The sequence below is a fragment of the Xanthomonas sp. MUS 060 genome, from assembly GCF_000963215.1.
GTDB lineage: Bacteria > Pseudomonadota > Gammaproteobacteria > Xanthomonadales > Xanthomonadaceae > Xanthomonas_A.
In genome coordinates, this window is sequence record NZ_JZIM01000002.1 from 38,686 (window position 1) to 58,443 (window position 19,758).

A 19,758-nucleotide genomic window follows, 5' to 3' on the forward strand; every position below is an offset into this window, starting at 1 on the left:
GCCGGTTTCGGCAAGCGGAGAGACGATGAAACGGTTCGACAGCGGTAGACACATGGCAGGCGTCACCCTCATCGAGGTCATGATCTCGGTGCTGATTCTTGGCGTGGGCATGCTGGGGGTGGCGGCCATGCAGACCACTGCACTGCGCAACAACCAGAGCGCGCTGCAGCGCAGCCAGATCGTGATGGAAACCTATACGATCCTGGACGCGATGCGTGCCAACCGTGCTGCGGCAATAAAGGGGAGCTACAACACCACCGGCATGTTGTGCAACGCGCCTAAAGTCACCGATCTCATCTCCGGCGATCAGGCAATGTGGCTCAACGGCTTGAAGGCCGCGATCAGCGGCGCTACTGCTGCAGCTGGGGATAACACGACCTGCGGCACTATTGCCTGCTTACCGAATAAAATGGGCATAGTCATTTGCACGATCACCGTGCAATGGGACGACAGCCGCGCCAAGAACGCGGGGGGCGTTAACAGCAGTGCGCCCCAGGCATTAGCAACGGTGACCGAACTGTGAAGCCTCTTTTTACCCATACGCGACCGCGCCGCCAGTCGGGTTTCAACCTGATCGAATTGATGATTTCGATGCTGCTCGGCCTGCTGGTGGTCGGTGCGGCGATCGGTATCTTCATTTCCAACCGTAAGACCTACTCGGCGACCGAAGGCCTCAGCCGGATCCAGGAGGCCGCACGAACCGGCTTTGAAATGATGGCGCAGGACCTCCGCGAGGCCGGCGGCAATCAATGCGATTCCGGGCTGCCGGTGGTCAACGTGCTGAACAATCCCACCCAACAGTGGTTTACGAACTGGGCGCTGCCGTTGAGTGGCTACGAAAACAGCAGTCCGCCTGGTCTTACCACGACGGCGGGGACCGATGCGATCCAGATTCTCTCCGCTGGTACAGGGGGTGCCACCGTGATCCAACACGATCCGGTGGCCAATACCCTAATGCTCAACGCGGCGGCACCCGACCTACATGCCGGAGCGATCATGTTGCTGTGCGACCGCCAGCAGCTTGCGGTGCTGCAGGTCGCTACAGTTGCCGGCACAAACGTCACCTATGCGACGGGCGGGCTAAATAAGTGCACGCAATTGGGGCGTTTGCCGGGCGCTTGCGCTCCTGGCGTGAACAGCTACACGTTCGAGATGAATTCCATCCTCTCCGAACTGCGAGCGGTGCGCTGGTACGTTGCCACAGCCAGCTCGAAGGTTGGCACGTCGTTGTATCAACAGGTAATCGGTCCGGGTGGGGCGCCTGTCAATAATGAAATCGCCGAAGGCGTCACCGGCCTGCAGTTCATGTATTTGCTGAGCGGCGCTACCGCTTACGTCGATGCGAATGCGGTGGCCAACAACTGGGCCAATGTGGTCGCCGTGCGGATCGTCATGACCGTCAATTCCAACGACCCGGTGGCCGCGGGCCAGCAACCGGTGGCCCGCACCTTCAGCACGACCGTGAGCATCAGGAACCGGAACCCATGAACATCTCTCCGTCTCCAACCCGGCAAACCGGTATTTCTCTCATCGTCGTTCTGTTATTGCTGTTGATTATGACGTTGCTGGGGCTAGCGGTATTGCGCAGTACTCTGTTGCAGGAGCGCATGTCGTCCAATATGTACGACCGTAGTCTCGGCTTCCAGGCTGCCGAGAGCGCGCTGCGCGATGCCGAAAGCTTTATTCAGGCCAACGCTGCCAAGGGACAAACCGTCGGTTTCAATTGTTCCGGTGGCGTGACCGTATGCCCGGCAGTTCCCAACAATACCTATACCGACACTACAACTGGCGGTTGTGCGGCGGGCGCGCAGGAGTGCTGGGTGAACGGGACGGTGACCCCAATGGGGCAGGCGGGCCCGTCACAGTATTACATCCAGTATCTGGGGCAGCGCACCAGCCAAGATCAATTGGGTTTGGGGGGAAGTATCAACCAGAATCAATATGGCGGTACTGGTGGTACCTCGATGGAGAGCTACTACCGCGTCATCGCACGTAGTGTTAACCCAGCCTTGGCCAATGGCCGGGCCATCGTCGTGTTGCAGACCAATGTCACAGTCAAGTAAGGATCTCTGTATGACCAGTCGAGCAAAGAACGCGCGATGCCGGGACTGGCTCCTTGCGGTTGTGGCAGGCGTGTTGATCGGTACCGCCGGCGGTGCCGGCGCCGATGTGGATGTCTCGCAATCGCCGCTGTATCTGGGGAGCGCGGTGCCGGGAAATCTCGCATTCGTGGCGTCGACCGAGTACCCCACCGTCATCAGCAAGGCGAATCAGTCCGACGTCTATTCCCCCACGGTCAAGTTCGTTGGTTATTTCGATTCCAATAAGTGCTATCAATATAACTACAACGCCAATGACGAAACGGATCGTTATTTCTATCCGGTCAGCTTGATCAGTGGAAATAATTATGCCTGCCCAAGTTCTAGCAATCTATGGTCCGGTAATTTCCTGAACTGGGCCGCCACCCAGACCATCGATCCGTTCCGCTCGGCCTTGACCGGTGGTTACCGTTCGCGCGATACCATCACCGAAACCATTCTGGAAAAGGCGATTGCCGATCGACCGTCGACTGGCGATTTCCCGCGGCGTACGATTAGCAACAATCCGGGGCTTATCGCGGGTGGTACGCCTGCACGCTGGCAGAACTTCAATATGCAGATTGATGGCCTTGGCGACCAAATGTACTTCAGCAACAGCACCAACTTCAACAGTACCAACTTCAGCATCAGCAACCCTGGTACGCCAATTCCTTACAATCCAAGCGTCCATACGTTGAATGGAGCTAGTGTCAATCCCAGGGACGGTAAGCCATGCGGATTTTCTAGGGGGTGCGTCCCGGATTCGACCTTGATCTTCCAGGTGTCGATTCGGGTCAAGGTCTGCGATCCCACTCTGGGAACCAACTACCTGGAGAGTAATTGCGTTGCCTATCCGAGCCGCGGCTACAAGCCCGAAGGCTTGATTCAGGAGTATTCAAAGCGGGTTCGCTACAGTATCTTCGGCTACAAGGATGTGGATATCCAGCAGGGTCCCGGTGCTGACAGTGGGATCCTGCGCGCCAGGCAGAAGTTCGTTGGTCCCTATACCTACAATCCTGATAAAGGGACGCTTCTCAATGCGGCCAGCGAGTGGGATCCAAGCACCGGCATTATCTACCAAAATCCTGATGCTACCGATGCTGCGAACACCATTCCAGGCAATTCCAATCCCATCGTCAATAGCGGTGTGATCAATTATCTGAATAAATTCGGTCAGCTCAACACGGGCAAGAACGTCAAAACTTTCGACGATGTCAGCGAGCTTTACTACGCGGCCATCCGCTATTTCAAGAACCAGGGCAACATCGCGGCATATTCGGCATTGAGTGGTTCATCGTTGAACATGTACCAGCAAGCCGATGGGTTCCCGGTCATTACTAACTGGGATGATCCCATTGCCTACCGTTGTCAGGTCAATGTGATTTTGGGTATCGGCGATACCAATACCCACTACGATAAGAACTTGCCAGGCAACAATACCAACCTGCAAGGTGAGCCGCCCAAGCCGCCGGAAGTATCCAGCGACAACACCGTGAACGTGATGACGCGCATGACGCAAATCTGGCAGAAGGAGGGGTTCAGCCCTACTGATGCGGCGAACCGGGCCAAGTCCAGTTCATTCAACGATCCCTATGGTAACTCTGCCTACATCGCGGCGCTCGCCTACGACGCGCATACCAAGGATATGCGGCCTGACATGACGGGCATGCAGACCCTGTCCACGTATTGGGTGGACGCGGTGGAGTATGGCGACTATAAACCGCCGACGCAGAATCAGGCGCAGAATCAATATTGGTTGGCGGCCAAGTACGGTGGTTTTCAGGTGCCGCAAGGCTACGACCCGGATACCAATCTAGGCAAATTGGATGACTCCACATGGTGGGACGGAAGTTCCTACGTCAACGGGAATACTTCGTTCAAGCAGGCCAATAATTACTACGGTGTAGGTGACGCTTCAAAGATGCTGGCCAGCTTGCGCAATGCGTTCGAGCACATCTTTCAGCAAGTCGTAGGATCGTCGGCATCGCTTGCCAGCAATACCAGCAAGCTCGAAGCCGGTGCCAGAGTTTACCAATCCTTGTTCTACAGCGGCACCTGGCGTGGCGATGTGGTTGCCTACAACGTCAATCAGACCACCGGTGCACTGACCCAGGTATGGAGCGCGAGCGCGAATTTCCCGGCTTGGGATAGCCGTACGATCAAGTTCGCCAGCGCTGCGGGGCTCATGACCAACTTTGCCTCTGGCAATCTGACCGGTACACCGCTGGCATCCGCTACTAAAGCTCAGATCGATTATCTGCGGGGTGATCGTTCGCAAGAGAAAGGGAGTGGTAATGGCGGTACTTTACGTACACGTACTGGCATCATGGGTGACATTGTCGACTCGCAGCCAGTTTACGTTGGCGCGCCCAACCCTCAGCTCTACAGCGCCGCGAAATTCATCGGCGCCAGTAGTTATGCCGCTTTCGCTTCCAGTAAGTCCTCGCGCACACCGATGCTGTATGTGGGCGCCAATGACGGCATGCTGCATGCGTTCGATGCCACGTCGGGTGTCGAGAAATTTGCTTTCGTGCCGACGGCGGCGATGACCGGATTGCTAGATTATACCGATCCGAATTACCAGCATCGCTATTATGTCGATGGCGAGCTGACCGTATCGGATGTCTATATGGCTGGCAGCTGGCGCTCGGTTCTGGTTGGCACCATGGGGCGGGGTGGCAAGGGCATATTTGCACTGGATGTGACAGATCCCAATAACATTTCCTTACTCTGGGATAAGACCTCCGCGGATATCCCGGCGCTAGGCAATAATCTCGGCAAGCCGATTATTGGGCAGCTTGCCGATGGCCAGTGGTATGTGATGCTGGGCAACGGCCCGAATAATAGCGCCGATTCGGCCGCTCTGGTGCTGGTCAACGTGTTGACCGGCGCAGGGACTAGCATCGACACCAAGGCTACGGGTAGCAATGGCCTATCGCCGGTGCTGGCGTGGTCTTCCAACAATAATTTCATCATTGACCGAATTTATGCGGGCGATTTGCAAGGCAACATGTGGCGCTTCAGCATGAGTGGCGTTGCCGGCACCCCGAGTAAATTGTTCATTGCAACCTACGGGTCCACGGTGCAACCGATCACCGCAGCTCCGGCTGCTGCGAAGGATCCGGCTACAGGATTGAGCTGGGTGTTTTTCGGCACCGGCAAATATCTGTCCACTGCGGATTTGAGCAACAAAGATGTTCAGACCTGGTATGGGCTCATCGATCGTGGCAATACCATTTCCTCCAGCCGCTCTACGTTGAATCAGATCAATATCTTGCAAGAGGGCGTGGTCAACGGCTATCCGGTTCGGGTGATCGACGACAAGCCAGTGCCTGGACAAGATGGCTGGTACATGGACCTGCTGTCACCTCCAACGCCGCCGCAGACCAAGAGGATACCGCAGGGCGAGCGCATGGTGGTCTCCAACTTTTTCCAGGGCACGGCGTTGATCGGCACCACGCGTATTCCCGATTCCGGCGATGTGTGTAGTCCCAGTGGCAAGGGCTTCGTGATGGCGATCAATCCATTCACTGGTGGACGCTTGCCGCAATCGTTCTTCGATCTGGATGGCAGCGGTGGTTCCAGCAATGGCGATACACTCAATGGCGTTCCGGTCTCGGGCATCGGCTTGAACAGCAGTCCCAATAATCCGATCTTCATTGGTAATCAGATGCAGGTCGGCTTGGACAATGGCGGTACGACGACCCTTAGCACGAACAGCGCCGCGCTCGGTATGGCGCGCGTATCCTGGCGAGAAATTCAGAGGAAAGATTGATGCGACAGTTTTCTTTACCGGCACGGCGTCGGCAGTTCGGCTTCACCTTGATCGAGTTGATGATCGTTGTGGCAATCGTGGGCATTCTGGCGGGGATCGCCTTCGCCAGCTATCAGTGGTCCATCGTCAAGTCGCGGCGTGCGGCGGCGGAGGTCTGTCTGCAGCAGAATGCGCAGCTTATGGAGCGTTATTACACTGCGAATATGACCTACATAGGCGCGCCCTCGCCGGCGAACGCTTGCCCGGACCTGGCGAATTTCTATACGATCAATTATGCGGTCCAGCCAACCGCCAGGCTCTTCACTCTGAGTGCCACTCCGACACCGCAGCAGAACGATGCGACATGTGGCATGCTCACTCTGGATCAGACAGGCGCACGTACTCCGGCGACGGGCTGCTGGTGACTCTCGGGGCGGCCCCGCCACCCCGCTCGGTTGTCTTGTCGCGTGACTCTTGTCAGGCGTCGGACTCCTCTATACAATGCGCGTCCCCGCCCGAATAGCTCAGCCGGTTAGAGCACTTGACTGTTAATCAGGGGGTCGTTGGTTCGAGTCCAACTTCGGGCGCCATATATTTCAAGCACGTAGGGTCGCGAAATCGGCCCTTTTTGCTGGCTGAAGTAAAATTGGACGTAAAATTAAGGCTCGGATCGGACGGTAGCGCATCGCATAGTCGTCGATGATGGGAGGGGTGAGCTTGTAGGCGGTTGCTTCATGCCTAGCGCCCTGCGGCGCACGATCGAGACGCGGCTGGCTGCGGCCGACTAGAGACAAGAGGTGCCCGGGCAGTTGCAATCGCACGGCCTCGGCGGCGTCCAGAACCTGCACTACGCCGCCACGACTACGCCGCCGAGAAGCTGGCCGCGCTTAAGGCATTGCACAAACGACTCACTGGCAAGTCAGCGAAGGTGACGCAGATACGGCGGCGCAACGCCGGCTGATCTACGTCACCTGCATCCCCGCTAATTGTTAGGAGATGGTTGAGGATGTTTGTTGATCACGACAGTCTGGATGTACTCGCCGTTTTCGCCGTAGACCACAACGATCCGAGTGTTCGCATCGTCGTACACGACTTGCGCGCTACAAGGACAAGTTGCAGAATCCGTGACAAGCCCGATTGGCCGTTGCTTATCATCATTGACCACAGCCATAGTCGCCTCTGCCGCACGACCTAGCGGCAGTTGCGCCTGCACACCCGGCGTCACGATTGTGATCGATAGGACTTCGTCTTTCAGCGAATTGATCTGAACATATCGCAATCCGTCTTTCTCGAACTTGTACACCTTGAATTTTGGCGAGAGACTGATGTTCTTCACCCCGGCCGGCACACTTTCGCCCATGCCAGGAATCAAATCGGCAGGATTGGGTTTACTGTTTCGTGCAACCGCCGTTGAAGCAACGATTGAGAGCAAAATTGCTGGAAAAATCAGCTTCATATTGCGCATTTAACACTCCGTTGTTGGGTTGCACCACCTACGCTAGACCCAAACATCTTCGATGCGCAATGCATCAACATACCGAAAAAGCATTCGTCTACGCATTAAGCCGCGCCGCACAGGAACTGGAACATCCGCTGGCGAGCAGGCGACAGACAATCAAATTTCAGGCAGCCGAACGCCGCAGGTCTTGAGCCGGAAAATCTCCCAAAAAGCTGCGTGCATCTTTCTGTCGCCCGACTCCCAGTATTGCCAGACTCTCAACTCGCAATACACGACCGCAGCGGCCCAGCCTAGCCGCCTCACGTGCCGCCCGAATTTGCGCACGCGCAGGCGTCATCGCACTGGCCTTACAACTGCAGGCAGCGCATCCATGTCGTCTACATTAACGGCAATAGGTGGCAACCAGCGCAAAGCACGTTTGCGATCCTGTGCGCCTATCAACATGCCATCCTCAGTTTTGCGCGGGCCGCTCACGACCGTGTGCCAGTGCGCTCTGCGGACATGCGGTCTGACATGTCGGTCAGTCGGCGCGTATCGCCGCCGGCTTGCTCGCGTGCATAGGCTGCGCGCAACGCGGCACTGAACCGCCCCGGGAAGTTGGGAGGCTGTTTGGTTTGAGTCACGCCGCTTCGGCGTAACTGGCTTGTTGTCGATAGTCAGCCTCTTCGGCTTCTGCTGGCGGCATGTTCCCGATCGACCCCTGCAAGCGTTTGTGGTTGTACCAGTCCATCCAATCGAGCGTGGTCAGCTCCACGTCCTGGCGATTGCGCCACGAGCGCCGGTGGATCACCCTTGTACAACCCGTTGATCGTCTCGGCCAGCGCGTTGTGCCCCCAAGGGCAGGCTTCGCGCTCATAACTGTCGCCCACGCTGCCCACCGATGGCTCGATCCCGGCGTCGGCCAGCCGCTCCGTATAGCGGATCGAGACGTACTGCACGCCGCGGTCGGAGTGGTGGATCAGGCTGCCGTCGGTTGGACGCCGCGCATGCAGCGCCTGTTCCAGCGCGTCCAGCACGAAGTCCGTGTGCGCGGTCGGCGACACCTTCCAGCCAACGATGCCCCGCGCATACACGTCGATCACGAAGGCCGCGTACACGAACCCGGCCCAGGTCGAGACGTAGGTGAAGTCGCTGACCCACCGTCGGTTCGGCGAGGGCGCGTGGAACTGCCGGTTCACCTTGTCCAGCGGGCACGGCCGCTTGTCGTTGATCGTGGTCTTGACCACCTTCCCGCGCACCACCCCGTGCAGGCCGAGCTCGCTCATCAGCCGCGCCACCGTGCAGCGGGCCACACGATGGCCTTCGCGCCGCAGTTGCCGCCAGACCTTGCGCACGCCGTACACCTGTCGCTTCTCCTCCCATACCCGCCGGATCTGCGGGCGCAGCGCCCGGTCCTTTCACCAACGCTTCGGACGCAGGTTCGCGTCCGCTTCCCGCTAAGCGTGGTGGTAATACGTCGACGGGGTGACCCGCAGCACTTGGCAGATCGGCTCGACCCCGTGGACGTCACGATGCTCAGTCACGAACGTGGTCAGGGCTTGAAGCGGCGGTCGAGCTCCGCCTGGGCGAAGTACGCGCTGGCCTTGCGCAGGATCTCGTTGGCTTGCCTCAATTCACGCACTTCGCGCTCCAACGCCTTCATCCGCGTCCGCTCGTCCGTCGTCAACCCCTGACGCTCACCAGCATCACGTTCGCACTGCCGTACCCAATTGCACAGCGTCTGCGCCGAACAGCCGATCTTCCCGGCAATCGATTCGATCGCGCCGCCCACTGCGAGCCGTATTCGCCTTGATGCTCCCGCACCAGTCGAACCCCACGCTCTCTCACTTCTGGTGAATACTTACTCATGGCTCCATCTTCTCAAGAGTTGGAGCCTCCCAACTTCCCGGGGCGGTTCAGTCAGGGTTTGGTTTGAGTCACGCCGCTTCGGCGTAACTGGCTTGTTGTCGATAGTCAGCCTCTTCGGCTTCTGCTGGCGGCATGTTCCCGATCGACCCCTGCAAGCGTTTGTGGTTGTACCAGTCCATCCAATCGAGCGTGGTCAGCTCCACGTCCTGGCGATTGCGCCACGAGCGCCGGTGGATCACCCTTGTACAACCCGTTGATCGTCTCGGCCAGCGCGTTGTGCCCCCAAGGGCAGGCTTCGCGCTCATAACTGTCGCCCACGCTGCCCACCGATGGCTCGATCCCGGCGTCGGCCAGCCGCTCCGTATAGCGGATCGAGACGTACTGCACGCCGCGGTCGGAGTGGTGGATCAGGCTGCCGTCGGTTGGACGCCGCGCATGCAGCGCCTGTTCCAGCGCGTCCAGCACGAAGTCCGTGTGCGCGGTCGGCGACACCTTCCAGCCAACGATGCCCCGCGCATACACGTCGATCACGAAGGCCGCGTACACGAACCCGGCCCAGGTCGAGACGTAGGTGAAGTCGCTGACCCACCGTCGGTTCGGCGAGGGCGCGTGGAACTGCCGGTTCACCTTGTCCAGCGGGCACGGCCGCTTGTCGTTGATCGTGGTCTTGACCACCTTCCCGCGCACCACCCCGTGCAGGCCGAGCTCGCTCATCAGCCGCGCCACCGTGCAGCGGGCCACACGATGGCCTTCGCGCCGCAGTTGCCGCCAGACCTTGCGCACGCCGTACACCTGTCGCTTCTCCTCCCATACCCGCCGGATCTGCGGGCGCAGCGCCCGGTCCTTTCACCAACGCTTCGGACGCAGGTTCGCGTCCGCTTCCCGCTAAGCGTGGTGGTAATACGTCGACGGGGTGACCCGCAGCACTTGGCAGATCGGCTCGACCCCGTGGACGTCACGATGCTCAGTCACGAACGTGGTCAGGGCTTGAAGCGGCGGTCGAGCTCCGCCTGGGCGAAGTACGCGCTGGCCTTGCGCAGGATCTCGTTGGCTTGCCTCAATTCACGCACTTCGCGCTCCAACGCCTTCATCCGCGTCCGCTCGTCCGTCGTCAACCCCTGACGCTCACCAGCATCACGTTCGCACTGCCGTACCCAATTGCACAGCGTCTGCGCCGAACAGCCGATCTTCCCGGCAATCGATTCGATCGCGCCGCCCACTGCGAGCCGTATTCGCCTTGATGCTCCCGCACCAGTCGAACCCCACGCTCTCTCACTTCTGGTGAATACTTACTCATGGCTCCATCTTCTCAAGAGTTGGAGCCTCCCAACTTCCCGGGGCGGTTCAGTCAGGCTGCCTCGTAAGCGCCATAGCTGCGCAGGCGCTCGTAGCGCTTTTGCAGCAGTTTCGCGATTGGCTGCCGTTCCAAGGCGTCCAGCTCGTTGAGCAACACGGCTTTCAGTCGCTTGCCCATCTGCATGGGATTGCGGTGCGCGCCGCCGATCGGCTCGCGGATCACCTTGTCGACCAAGCCGAGCGCGGACAGCCGCTTGGCGGTCAGGCCCAGTTGTTCGGCGGCGTCCTTGGCCTTGCTGGCATCCTTCCATAGGATCGAGGCGCAGCCTTCCGGCGAAATCACCGAATAGGTGCCGTACTGCAGCATCAAGGTACGGTCGCCCACACCGATGGCTAGCGCGCCGCCGGAGCCGCCTTCGCCGATCACGGTGCAGATCACCGGAACCTTCAATTCGGCCATTTCCAGCAGGTTGCGTGCGATTGCCTCGCTCTGGCCGCGCTCTTCGGCACCGATGCCGGGGTAGGCGCCCGGGGTGTCGATGAAGGTCAGCAACGGCAGCTTGAAACGCTCGGCAAGCTTCATCAGGCGCAGCGCCTTGCGATAGCCTTCCGGGCGCGGCATGCCGAAATTGCGCGCGATCTTGCTCTTGGTGTCGCGTCCTTTTTGGTGGCCGATGATGACCACGGAGCGGCCGTCGATGCGACCGATGCCGCCGACGATGGCCTTGTCGTCGGCAAACGCGCGGTCCCCGGCCAGTTCTTGGAATTGATCGCACAGTACGTCGATATAGTCCAGCGTGTAGGGCCGCTGCGGATGCCGCGCCAACTGCGAGATCTGCCAGGGCGATAGATCGCGGAAGATCTGCGCGGTGCGTGCGCGCAGTTTGTCCTGCAGCGCCAGCACTTCGGTGTCGACGTTGACGGCTGTGCCATTGCTGGCGCTACGCATTTCCTGGATCTTGGCTTCCAGATCGGCGATGGGTTGCTCGAAGTCGAGGTAGTTCGGGTTCATTGGAAGCGGTGGTGAGCGTGATGTGCGCAGTTTAGCCGAATGCCGGGCATTACCCCGTACGCGGCCGTTCGGTGGCGTGGTTGGGCTGGTGTCAGCGTCACTGGAAAGTGCACGCGAAGCGGCAATAGAGACAACGCGACAGCCGCCGCGCGGATCAGTTCGCCCACGGCGGGGTGTATTTGACTTTCACCGCGCGCACTGCCGGATCGCCGCGCAGCGCGTCCAGCAGGTGCGGGTCCACGCGGACCGAATGATTGCCGTTGAGGTCGAGCATGCCGGCCACGCTGCCTTGCGCCGATTGCAGTAACAGGTCCAGACGCAGCGGCGTCTTGCCCGGGCGGTGGCGGGCGAGCAAGCCGTCGATGCGCGGCCAGGCGCTGCGTTGGCGTAAATCCAGCCGCAACGACAGCCGCTGCGCGTGGTGGGTGCAGATGTGTTCGTAGTCCCAGCATTGGCGGATGCGCATGGCATAGCCGCCGTTGAATTCATCCTCGCGCACGCCACCCTTGACGATCAGCAGCCGGTCGCGGGTGAGCAGGTGGCCGAACTCGGCGAGCGCATCGGAGAACGCGCTGCATTCGATGCGACCACGGCCATCTTCCAGTTGTACGAACACCTGGCTATCGCCCTTGCGGCGCACGCCGACCACCAGACCGGCCAGGATCGCGCTGACTTCCGGACGCCAGGCGCGCTTTTCGCCATCGCCATCGCCGCTGCGTCCGCGTCCGCCGCTGGATTGCGCGCAGATTTTTTCCAGTGCGCCGAGGTCGCAGCCGACCAGTTCGCGGACTTCGTCGCGGTACGGATCGAACGGATGCCCGCTGAGATAAAAACCCAGCGTCTCGCGCTCGCCGGCCAGCAACTGGCCCAGCGGCCATTCTTTGCTTTCCGGCAGGTTCAAGTGCAGCGCCGGTGCGCTGGTGTCGGCGTTGCCAAATAGCGAGTTCTGCCCGGAGGCGCGCTCGCGCGCCATCTGCTCGGTGGCTTTCATCACCTCGGGTAATTGCAGCATCAATGTGGCGCGGTTGCTGTCCAACCCGTCCATCGCGCCTGCGTGGATCAGCGCTTCCAGCGTGCGCTTGTTGAGCTTGGCCGATTCCACGCGCGTGCAGAAATCCAGCAGCGAGACGTAGGCGCCGCCGCGTTCGCGTTCGGCCACGATGGCTTCGCAGGCACCGCGCCCCACACCCTTGATCGCGCCCAGTCCGTACTGGATGGTGTCGGGTGTGGCCGCTTCGAACATGTAAGCCGAGGCGTTGATCCGTGGTGGCAGCACGGTCAATCCGAGGTTGCGGACCTCGTCGAGGAAGCCCACGACCTTGTCGGTGTTGTCCATGTCCGAGGACAGCGTCGCGGCCATGAATTCGGCCGGATAGTGACGTTTCAGCCAGGCGGTCTGATAGCTGACCAGTGCATAGGCGGCAGCGTGCGATTTGTTGAAACCGTAGCCGGCGAACTTCTCCATCAGGTCGAAGATTTCGTCGGCCTTGGCCTCGCCGACACCGCCCTTGGACGCGCCTTCGCGGAAAATTTCGCGATGCTTGGCCATCTCGGCCGGCACCTTTTTGCCCATCGCACGGCGCAGCAGATCCGCGCCGCCCAGCGAGTAGCCGCCGACGATCTGCGCCATCTGCATGACCTGCTCCTGGTACACCATGATGCCGTAGGTGTCTTTCAGGATGGCTTCGGTGCGTGGATCGGGGTAGATGATCGCCTGCTGGCCGTGCTTGCGCGCGTTGAAGTCGGGGATCAGGTCCATCGGGCCGGGACGGTACAGCGACACCAGTGCGATCAGATCCTCGAAGCGGTCGGGTTTGGCGTCCTTGAGCAGGCGGCGCATGCCCGAGGATTCGAACTGGAACACCGCGCCGGTGCTGCCCGAGGCGAAGATGTCTTTGTAGGTCGGCACATCGTCGAGCGGGATCGCGGTGATGTCCACCGCCGGAATGCCTGCGCGCGCGTGGCGCACGTTGATCGCTTTCACCGCCCAGTCGATGATGGTCAGCGTGCGCAGGCCGAGGAAGTCGAACTTGACCAGGCCGACCTGTTCGACGTCGTCCTTGTCGAATTGGGTGACGGGATTCTTGCCCAGGTTGTCGACGTCGTGTTCGGCGAATAGTGGGCAGAAGTCTGACAGCGGTGTCGGTGCGATCACCACGCCGCCAGCGTGCTTGCCGGCGTTGCGGGTGAGGTCTTCGAGTTGTCGCGCCAGGTCGATCAGATCGCGGACGTCTTCCTCGCTCTGGTAGCGCTGGATCAACTCCGGCGCGGCCATTTCGCTGTCCTTGCCTTCGCCCATCGCATCGGTGAGGGTGATGCCGAGGATGTTGGGGATCAGCTTGGCTACCCCATCGACCAGGCCATAGGGGAAACCGAGCACGCGGCCGCAGTCGCGTACCACGGCTTTTGCCGCCATGGTGCCGTAGGTGATGATCTGGCTGACTCGGTCGCGCCCGTACTTGCGCGCAACGTAGTCGATCACTTCATCGCGGCGATCCATGCAGAAGTCGATGTCGAAGTCGGGCATCGACACGCGTTCGGGGTTGAGGAAGCGCTCGAACAGCAGGTTGTACGGCAGCGGGTCCAGGTCGGTGATCTGCAACGCCCACGCCACCAGCGAGCCGGCGCCGGAACCGCGGCCTGGCCCGATCGGAATCCCCTGCTGCTTACCCCATTGGATGAAGTCTGCCACGATCAGGAAGTAGCCGGGGAAGCCCATCTCGATGATGGTGTCCAACTCGAATTCGAGCCGCTCCACGTAGTCCTGGCGGGTTTTGTCCGGTGCCAGTGGGTTCTTTTCCAGGCGTGCGGCCAGGCCGTCGCGTGACTGACTGCGGATCCAACTGTCCAGGGTCTCTTCGTCGGGTACCGGGTAGGCGGGCAGGAAGTAGGTGCCCAACTGCATCTGCAGATTGCAGCGTTGCGCCAGGGCCAGGGTGTTGTCCAGCGCGTCGGGAATGTCGGCGAACAGCGCGGCCATGTCCTCGGCCGATTTGAGGTACTGCTGATCGCTGTACTCGCGTGGGCGCTTGGGATCGTCGAGCACGCGGCCGGAGGAAATGCACACGCGCGCTTCGTGCGCGGCGAAATCGCTGGCGTACAGAAAGCGCACATCGTTGCTGGCCACCACGGGTAGGCCGCGCATGCCGGCGGCATGCAGGGCGAACTGGTTGAACGCTTCCTCGCCGTCGCGGCCGGTGCGGGTCAGTTCCAGGTGCAGGCCGTCGCCGAAGATGCGCTGCCAGTCGGCCAGTTGCTGCTCAGCCAGGTCGTGGCGGCCTTCGCTGGCCAGACGCCCGGCCAGGCTGTGGCGTCCGGCCAGTGCGAACAGGTTGTCACTGCCGTTCTGCAGCCACTCCGGGCGCAGCGCCACGCCGCCTTCGCTGCGGTGGCCTTCCAGCCAGGCACGGGTCAGCAGCCGCGACAGGCTCAGGTAGCCGTCGCGGTTGCGGCACAGCACGGTCAGCCGCCATGGTGCCTGGTTGCCGTCGGCGATCAGCAGGTCGGCGCCGATGATCGGCTTGATGCCCACGCCCTCGGCGGCCTTGTAGAACTTGACCAGCGCGAACAGGTTGTTGAGATCGGTGACTGCCAGCGCAGGCAGATCCAGTTCCACCGCGCGGCTGAGCAGATTGGCTTGCTTGGCTTTCTTCGGGTCGGCCTGATCCGGTTTCTCGGGCACACGGATGGTCGAATCCGCCAGCGAGAATTCGGTGTGGATGTGCAGGTGGGCGAAGCGAGAAGTGGACATGCGGAACCAGAGCGATGCCCAGGCAGGGTAGCGGCGGGGGCGGGAGGGGGCAAGGCTTGACAGGGCAAGCGCTGGCATTCGGGACAGGTCTCACGTGGCGTGGATCGTCTCGCGTCGTTGCCAACACCCGCTGCGTGTGTGTTGACGCGCGCTGTATTGCGCACCTAGCCCTGCATGCTCGGCCCTGCGTCCCGGCCTTCCAGGGCTTTGCGCACCGGCGCGAAGCTGCGTCGGTGCTGTGGGCAGGGGCCATGCGCGGCCAACGCGGCCAGATGCGCTGGCGTTGCATAGCCTTTGTGCAAGTCGAAACCGTAATGCGGGTGTTGCGCATGCAGGTCTTGCATGATCCGGTCGCGGGTGACTTTGGCGATGATCGAGGCGGCCATGATGGCGCGATCGAGCGCGTCACCACCAACCAGCGCTTCGGCCGGGCAGGGCAAGCCCTTTGGCACGCGGTTGCCATCGATGCGGGCGAAGCCGGCGACATGCGCCACGCCTTCGACGGCGCGACGCATGCCGAGCATGGTCGCCTGGTAGATGTTGAGGCGGTCGATCTCTTCGGCTTCGATCAGCACGACATGCCAAGCCAGGGCGCGTTCGATGATGCGTGGGTACAGTGTCTCGCGCCGTGCGGCGGTCAGTTGCTTGGAGTCGTCCAGTCCGTTGATGCGGGGACGGGTCGGATCGAACACCACCGCCGCGACCGCGACCGGCCCGGCCAGCGGTCCGCGCCCGGCCTCGTCGACCCCGGCATATAGTCGGGAGTCGGGAGTCGGTGGTGGCTCGGGGAAAAGCGCCAGCTCGAGTGGTTGCCTGTTCACGAGGCGGGGTGTTCCGCGTCTGCCGTCGCGCGTTCCGCAGCTGGGGTGGAGCCTTGCAATAGCTCCGCGACCACATCCGCAGCCCGCGCGGATGCGTCCTGGCGCAGCAGCCGGTGCAGGCGTTCGTACTCCGGTTGCAGCGCGGCCACCGCTTGCCGATTACGTAGCCAGTGCAGCAGCGCAGCGGCCAGTGCGTCCGGCGTACAGGCATCCTGCATCAGTTCCGGGGCGAGGTCCCGGCCAGCGAGGATGTTGGGCAAGGCATAGCGGTCCACTTTCAACAGTCCCAACGCCTTGACGATGCGGTAGGTCAGCGGTGAGACCTTGTAGCCGACCACCATCGGCCGCTTCACCAGCATGGCTTCCAGGGTGGCGGTGCCGGAGGCCAGCAGCACGGCGTCGGCGGCGATCAGCGCGGTGCGCGCCTGTCCATCCAGTACATGCAGTGAAGCTGTGGGCAAGGCCGAACGTGCCACTTGTTCGGCGAGCAGTGCCTTGCAGGCTGGATTGGCCGCCGGTACCAGCACGTGCATGCCCGGTAATTGCTGCAGCACCTGCGCGGCGGCGGCGAAGAAGGTGTCGCCGAGCCGACCGATTTCCCCCAACCGGCTGCCTGGCAGCACGGCCAGCACCGAGACGTTGGGCGGTACACCGAGTTCGACGCGGGCGGCCTCGCGTTCGCTGTGCAGGGCGATTGCATCGGCCATCGGGTGGCCGACGAAGCGCGCATCCACGCCGTGCCTGGCATAGATCGGTGGCTCCATCGGGAACAGGCACAGCACCCGTTCGGCACTGGCGCCGATCTTGGCCGCGCGCTGCTCGCGCCAGGCCCAGACCGACGGACTGACGTAGTGCGCGGTGCGGATGCCACGTTGCTTGAGCCAGCGCTCCATGCCGAGATTGAAGTCGGGTGCGTCGATGCCGACGAACACGTCCGGGCGCCAGTCCAGCACGCGTTCGCGCAGCGCGCGGCGCAGCTTCAGCAAGCGCGGCAGATGCCGCAGTACTTCCATCAGCCCCATGACGGACAGTTCGCTGGCATCGAACCAGGTGTGGCAGCCGGCCTGTCGCATGGCATCGCCACCGACGCCGGCGAACTGCGCATCCGGATAGCGCGCGCGTAGTGCCTCGATCAGCCCGGCACCCAGGAGATCGCCAGAGGCTTCGCCCGCCACCAGGGCAATGCGGTGCGGTCGCGCGGCTTCGGAACTGGCGAAGGATAATTCCGAATTCGGCACGGGTGACGCAGCGGCAGTGTCTTGCGCCGGCGGGGTGGAGCGGATCAGGTCATGACGGGTCCCGGGTTCCGGGTCCCGTGCCCCGGCATCGACGTTCATCGCAACAACGACCGTTCGCTGGATTCGATGAATTCCAGCATGGCGCGCACGTCCTCGTTGCCTTCGGCCAGCGTCAGCAACTGCTGCTTGGCTTCGGCCAGGGGGAGCCCGGCCACGTATAGCGCGCGGTAGGCGCGTTTGATCGCGGCCACGCGCTCGGCATCGAAACCGCGACGTTTGAGGCCTTCGCTGTTGATGCCGCGCGGACGACCGAGCGAATTGCCGCCGACCATGATGAACGGTGGCACGTCGCCGTTGATCAGCGCGCCCATGCCAAGGAAGGCGTGATCGCCGACGCGGCAGAATTGGTGCGCGCCCGCGAAGCCGCTGATGATCACATGGTCACCGATTTCCACATGCCCGGCGAGCGTGGTGTTGTTGGAGAACACGCAATGATTGCCGACGATGCAATCGTGGGCGATGTGGGTATAGGCCAAAAACCAGTTGTCGCTGCCGATCCGGGTGATGCCGCCGCCGCTGCCGGTGCCACGGCTGATGGTGACGAACTCGCGGATCACATTGCGCTCGCCGATCACCAGTTCGGTGCGCTCGCCGGCGAACTTCTTGTCCTGCGGCTCACCGCCGAGCGCGACGTGGCCGATCAGGCGGTTGTCGCGGCCGATGCGGGTCGGGCCGAGGATGCTGCAATGCGAGCCGATCACGCAGCCTGGGCCGATCTCCACCTCGGCACCGATCACGGTAAAAGCGCCGACGTGTACGTCGGCGGCCAGTGTCGCCGTCGGATCGATGACCGCAGACGGATGGATCACAGCAGCGTTGGCACTCATCGCAGAGCTCCTGCCAGGGGCATCAATCAGCGCTCTTTGGCGCACATCACTTCGGCGTAGGCCACCACCTCGCCGTTGACCTTGGCCTCGCCGCAGTACACCGCCATGTTGCGGATGACCCGTTTGATTTCCACATGCAGCTCCAGCACGTCGCCAGGCACGACCGGGCTGTTGAAGCGCACATTGTTGACCTTGACCATGAAGAATGGCTTGGTCTCAACGCCGGGACCTTCCGCCAGTTGGATCAGCAGGCCGCCGACCTGGGCGATCGCCTCGATGATCAGCACGCCCGGCATGATCGGCAGGTTCGGAAAGTGGCCTTGGAAGAATGGCTCGTTGATGGTGACGTTCTTGTGCGCGACGATTTTGCGGTTCTCGAAATCGAGCGAGATGACCTTGTCCACCATCAGGAACGGGTAGCGGTGCGGCATCAACGCCATGATCCTGTTGATGCTCGGCAGAGTGTGATCGTGGCTCATGCATTCTCCTTGCTGACAGACAGGATGCGACGGGCCAGAGCATCGAGCTGTTTGAAGCGCGCGGCGTTCTTGCGCCACGTGCGGTTGTCGGTTAAAGGGGTGCCGGACGAATACTCGCCCGGCGTGTGGATGGAATTGCGCACGACCGACCTGCCGGTGATCACGACCTTGTCGCAGATCTCCAGGTGGCCGACCACGCCGACCGAGCCGCCGAGCATGCAGTAGCGGCCGATCTTGCTGCTGCCGGCAATGCCGGTGCAGCCGGCGATGGCGCTGTGCGCGCCAATGTGCACGTTGTGTGCGATCTGCACCAGATTGTCCAGGCGGACGTCTTCTTCGAGGGTGGTGTCTTCCAGTGCGCCGCGGTCCACGCAGGTGTTGGCGCCGATCTCGCAATCGTCGCCAATGCTGACGCCACCGAGTTGCGGCACCTTGATCCAGCGGCCGGCGTCCATGGCCAGGCCAAACCCGTCGGCACCCAGGACTGCGCCAGGATGCACGCGCACGCGCTTGCCCAGGCGCACCCGCGTCACCAGGGTGACGCGGGCGATCAGTTCGCTGCCGGCGCCGACCTGGCAGTCCTCGCCGATCACGCAGCCTGGACCGATCACGCAGCCCTCGCCAACCACGCTGCGCGCGCCGATGCTGACGAAGGCGCCGATGTGCGCGCTGGGCGCGATCTGCGCGCTGGGGTCGATGCTGGCACTGGGATCGATACCAGCCGGGCGCACCGGCAGCGTCTCGAACAGCGCCGCGATCTTGGCGAAGGCCACATACGGATCGCGCGCAATCAGCGCCGTGCCGGGCGCTGCGTCGGCATCGTCGGCGCGCAGCACCACGATTGCCGCGGCGCTGTCGGCCAGTTGCGCGCGATAGCGTGGGTTGGACAGGAAGCTGAGTTGCCCGGCACCGGCCCGCGCCAGCGTGGCCACGCCGTGCACCGCAACATCGCCCTCGCCTTGCACCTGCAAGCAGAAGCGCTCGGCGAGCTGATGGGCGGTATAGGTCTGAATATTCACTTGGAGATTCTACCGTGTGCCATCGGCACGGTCATGACGCTCTTGCAGACAAGGCGCTGCCATGCAGCAGGACACTGCGTCTTGCGATCCGCCCGCGATCAAGGCATTGGAAAGCG

13 protein-coding genes, 1 tRNA gene, 2 pseudogenes and 2 other annotated features are annotated in these 19,758 nt (G+C 61.8%); of the genes and pseudogenes, 6 read left to right on the forward strand and 10 right to left on the reverse strand.

The window, feature by feature from the left end; translation table 11 throughout:
- Positions 1-25 precede the first annotated feature (25 nt).
- The 6 genes from pilV to XANALMUS060_RS03295 all read left to right on the forward strand — a co-directional run bounded on the left by pilV (position 26) and on the right by XANALMUS060_RS03295 (position 6,422).
- Positions 26-523, forward strand: a complete 498-nt coding sequence (gene pilV / locus XANALMUS060_RS03270; RefSeq protein ID WP_045737142.1) for a type IV pilus modification protein PilV — start codon at positions 26-28, stop codon at positions 521-523.
- Entirely contained in the window at positions 520-1,488 is a 969-nt protein-coding gene (locus XANALMUS060_RS03275) for a PilW family protein (RefSeq protein WP_152640373.1), read from the forward strand. The genes pilV and XANALMUS060_RS03275 overlap by 4 nt, the downstream gene beginning before the upstream one ends.
- A complete protein-coding gene (locus tag XANALMUS060_RS03280; RefSeq protein ID WP_045737143.1) occupies positions 1,485-2,063 on the forward strand; it encodes a PilX N-terminal domain-containing pilus assembly protein in 579 nt (192 codons plus the stop codon). Before XANALMUS060_RS03275 ends, XANALMUS060_RS03280 begins: the two co-directional genes overlap by 4 nt.
- Before the next feature lie 10 nt (positions 2,064-2,073).
- Positions 2,074-5,853 (forward strand): pilus assembly protein, encoded by a 3,780-nt coding sequence (locus XANALMUS060_RS03285; RefSeq protein WP_045737144.1) that lies wholly within the window; start codon positions 2,074-2,076, stop codon positions 5,851-5,853.
- Positions 5,853-6,257 (forward strand): type IV pilin protein, encoded by a 405-nt coding sequence (locus tag XANALMUS060_RS03290; RefSeq protein WP_045737145.1) that lies wholly within the window; start codon positions 5,853-5,855, stop codon positions 6,255-6,257. The genes XANALMUS060_RS03285 and XANALMUS060_RS03290 overlap by 1 nt, the downstream gene beginning before the upstream one ends.
- An 88-nt stretch (positions 6,258-6,345) precedes the next feature.
- Positions 6,346-6,422, forward strand: a tRNA-Asn gene (locus tag XANALMUS060_RS03295).
- Positions 6,423-6,814: 392 nt separating this feature from the next.
- Here the strand turns inward: XANALMUS060_RS03295 and XANALMUS060_RS03300 are convergent.
- The 10 genes and pseudogenes from XANALMUS060_RS03300 to lpxD all read right to left on the reverse strand — a co-directional run bounded on the left by XANALMUS060_RS03300 (position 6,815) and on the right by lpxD (position 19,642).
- The gene (locus tag XANALMUS060_RS03300) at positions 6,815-7,297 is read right to left on the reverse strand and encodes a hypothetical protein (RefSeq protein WP_235430327.1); all 483 of its coding nucleotides are present in this window, start codon (positions 7,295-7,297) and stop codon (positions 6,815-6,817) included.
- A 613-nt stretch (positions 7,298-7,910) separates the two neighbouring features.
- Positions 7,911-9,139 (reverse strand): annotated as a pseudogene (locus XANALMUS060_RS03305) (IS3 family transposase).
- Positions 8,752-8,868 (reverse strand) — a sequence feature (AL1L pseudoknot). Its footprint overlaps the pseudogene before it by 117 nt.
- 68 nt (positions 9,140-9,207) lie before the next feature.
- Positions 9,208-10,436 (reverse strand): annotated as a pseudogene (locus tag XANALMUS060_RS03315) (IS3 family transposase).
- Positions 10,049-10,165 (reverse strand) — a sequence feature (AL1L pseudoknot). It overlaps the preceding pseudogene by 117 nt.
- Before the next feature lie 51 nt (positions 10,437-10,487).
- Positions 10,488-11,447 (reverse strand): acetyl-CoA carboxylase carboxyltransferase subunit alpha, encoded by a 960-nt coding sequence (locus XANALMUS060_RS03325; RefSeq protein ID WP_045737146.1) that lies wholly within the window; start codon positions 11,445-11,447, stop codon positions 10,488-10,490.
- 154 nt (positions 11,448-11,601) lie between these two features.
- Positions 11,602-15,198 (reverse strand): DNA polymerase III subunit alpha, encoded by a 3,597-nt coding sequence (gene dnaE, locus XANALMUS060_RS03330; protein WP_045737147.1) that lies wholly within the window; start codon positions 15,196-15,198, stop codon positions 11,602-11,604.
- Positions 15,199-15,362: 164 nt separating this feature from the next.
- On the reverse strand, positions 15,363-16,019 hold the full coding sequence (locus tag XANALMUS060_RS03335; protein ID WP_045737148.1) for a ribonuclease HII: 657 nt from the start codon (positions 16,017-16,019) through the stop codon (positions 15,363-15,365).
- Entirely contained in the window at positions 16,016-17,356 is a 1,341-nt protein-coding gene (gene lpxB, locus XANALMUS060_RS03340) for a lipid-A-disaccharide synthase (RefSeq protein WP_152640374.1), read from the reverse strand. Before lpxB ends, XANALMUS060_RS03335 begins: the two co-directional genes overlap by 4 nt.
- Positions 17,353-18,144: an acyl-ACP--UDP-N-acetylglucosamine O-acyltransferase gene (gene lpxA / locus XANALMUS060_RS03345; RefSeq protein WP_045737149.1), complete on the reverse strand. Its 792-nt coding sequence runs from the start codon at positions 18,142-18,144 to the stop codon at positions 17,353-17,355. The genes lpxB and lpxA overlap by 4 nt, the downstream gene beginning before the upstream one ends.
- Positions 18,145-18,170: 26 nt before the next feature.
- Positions 18,171-18,623: a 3-hydroxyacyl-ACP dehydratase FabZ gene (fabZ, locus tag XANALMUS060_RS03350; RefSeq protein WP_045737150.1), complete on the reverse strand. Its 453-nt coding sequence runs from the start codon at positions 18,621-18,623 to the stop codon at positions 18,171-18,173.
- Positions 18,620-19,642 (reverse strand): UDP-3-O-(3-hydroxymyristoyl)glucosamine N-acyltransferase, encoded by a 1,023-nt coding sequence (gene lpxD / locus XANALMUS060_RS03355; RefSeq protein ID WP_045737151.1) that lies wholly within the window; start codon positions 19,640-19,642, stop codon positions 18,620-18,622. Before lpxD ends, fabZ begins: the two co-directional genes overlap by 4 nt.
- Positions 19,643-19,758 lie beyond the last annotated feature (116 nt).

Excerpts from the sequence above, each read along its gene's own strand:
- pilV (WP_045737142.1), top strand. The coding sequence starts at position 26 with ATGAAACGGTTCGACAGCGGTAGACACATGGCAGGCGTCACCCTCATC.
- XANALMUS060_RS03280 (WP_045737143.1), top strand. The coding sequence starts at position 1,485 with ATGAACATCTCTCCGTCTCCAACCCGGCAAACCGGTATTTCTCTCATC.
- XANALMUS060_RS03285 (WP_045737144.1), top strand. The coding sequence starts at position 2,074 with ATGACCAGTCGAGCAAAGAACGCGCGATGCCGGGACTGGCTCCTTGCG.
- XANALMUS060_RS03290 (WP_045737145.1), top strand. The coding sequence starts at position 5,853 with ATGCGACAGTTTTCTTTACCGGCACGGCGTCGGCAGTTCGGCTTCACC.
- XANALMUS060_RS03300 (WP_235430327.1), bottom strand. The coding sequence starts at position 7,297 with ATGCGCAATATGAAGCTGATTTTTCCAGCAATTTTGCTCTCAATCGTT.
- XANALMUS060_RS03325 (WP_045737146.1), bottom strand. The coding sequence starts at position 11,447 with ATGAACCCGAACTACCTCGACTTCGAGCAACCCATCGCCGATCTGGAA.
- dnaE (WP_045737147.1), bottom strand. The coding sequence starts at position 15,198 with ATGTCCACTTCTCGCTTCGCCCACCTGCACATCCACACCGAATTCTCG.
- lpxB (WP_152640374.1), bottom strand. The coding sequence starts at position 17,356 with ATGAACGTCGATGCCGGGGCACGGGACCCGGAACCCGGGACCCGTCAT.
- lpxA (WP_045737149.1), bottom strand. The coding sequence starts at position 18,144 with ATGAGTGCCAACGCTGCTGTGATCCATCCGTCTGCGGTCATCGATCCG.
- fabZ (WP_045737150.1), bottom strand. The coding sequence starts at position 18,623 with ATGAGCCACGATCACACTCTGCCGAGCATCAACAGGATCATGGCGTTG.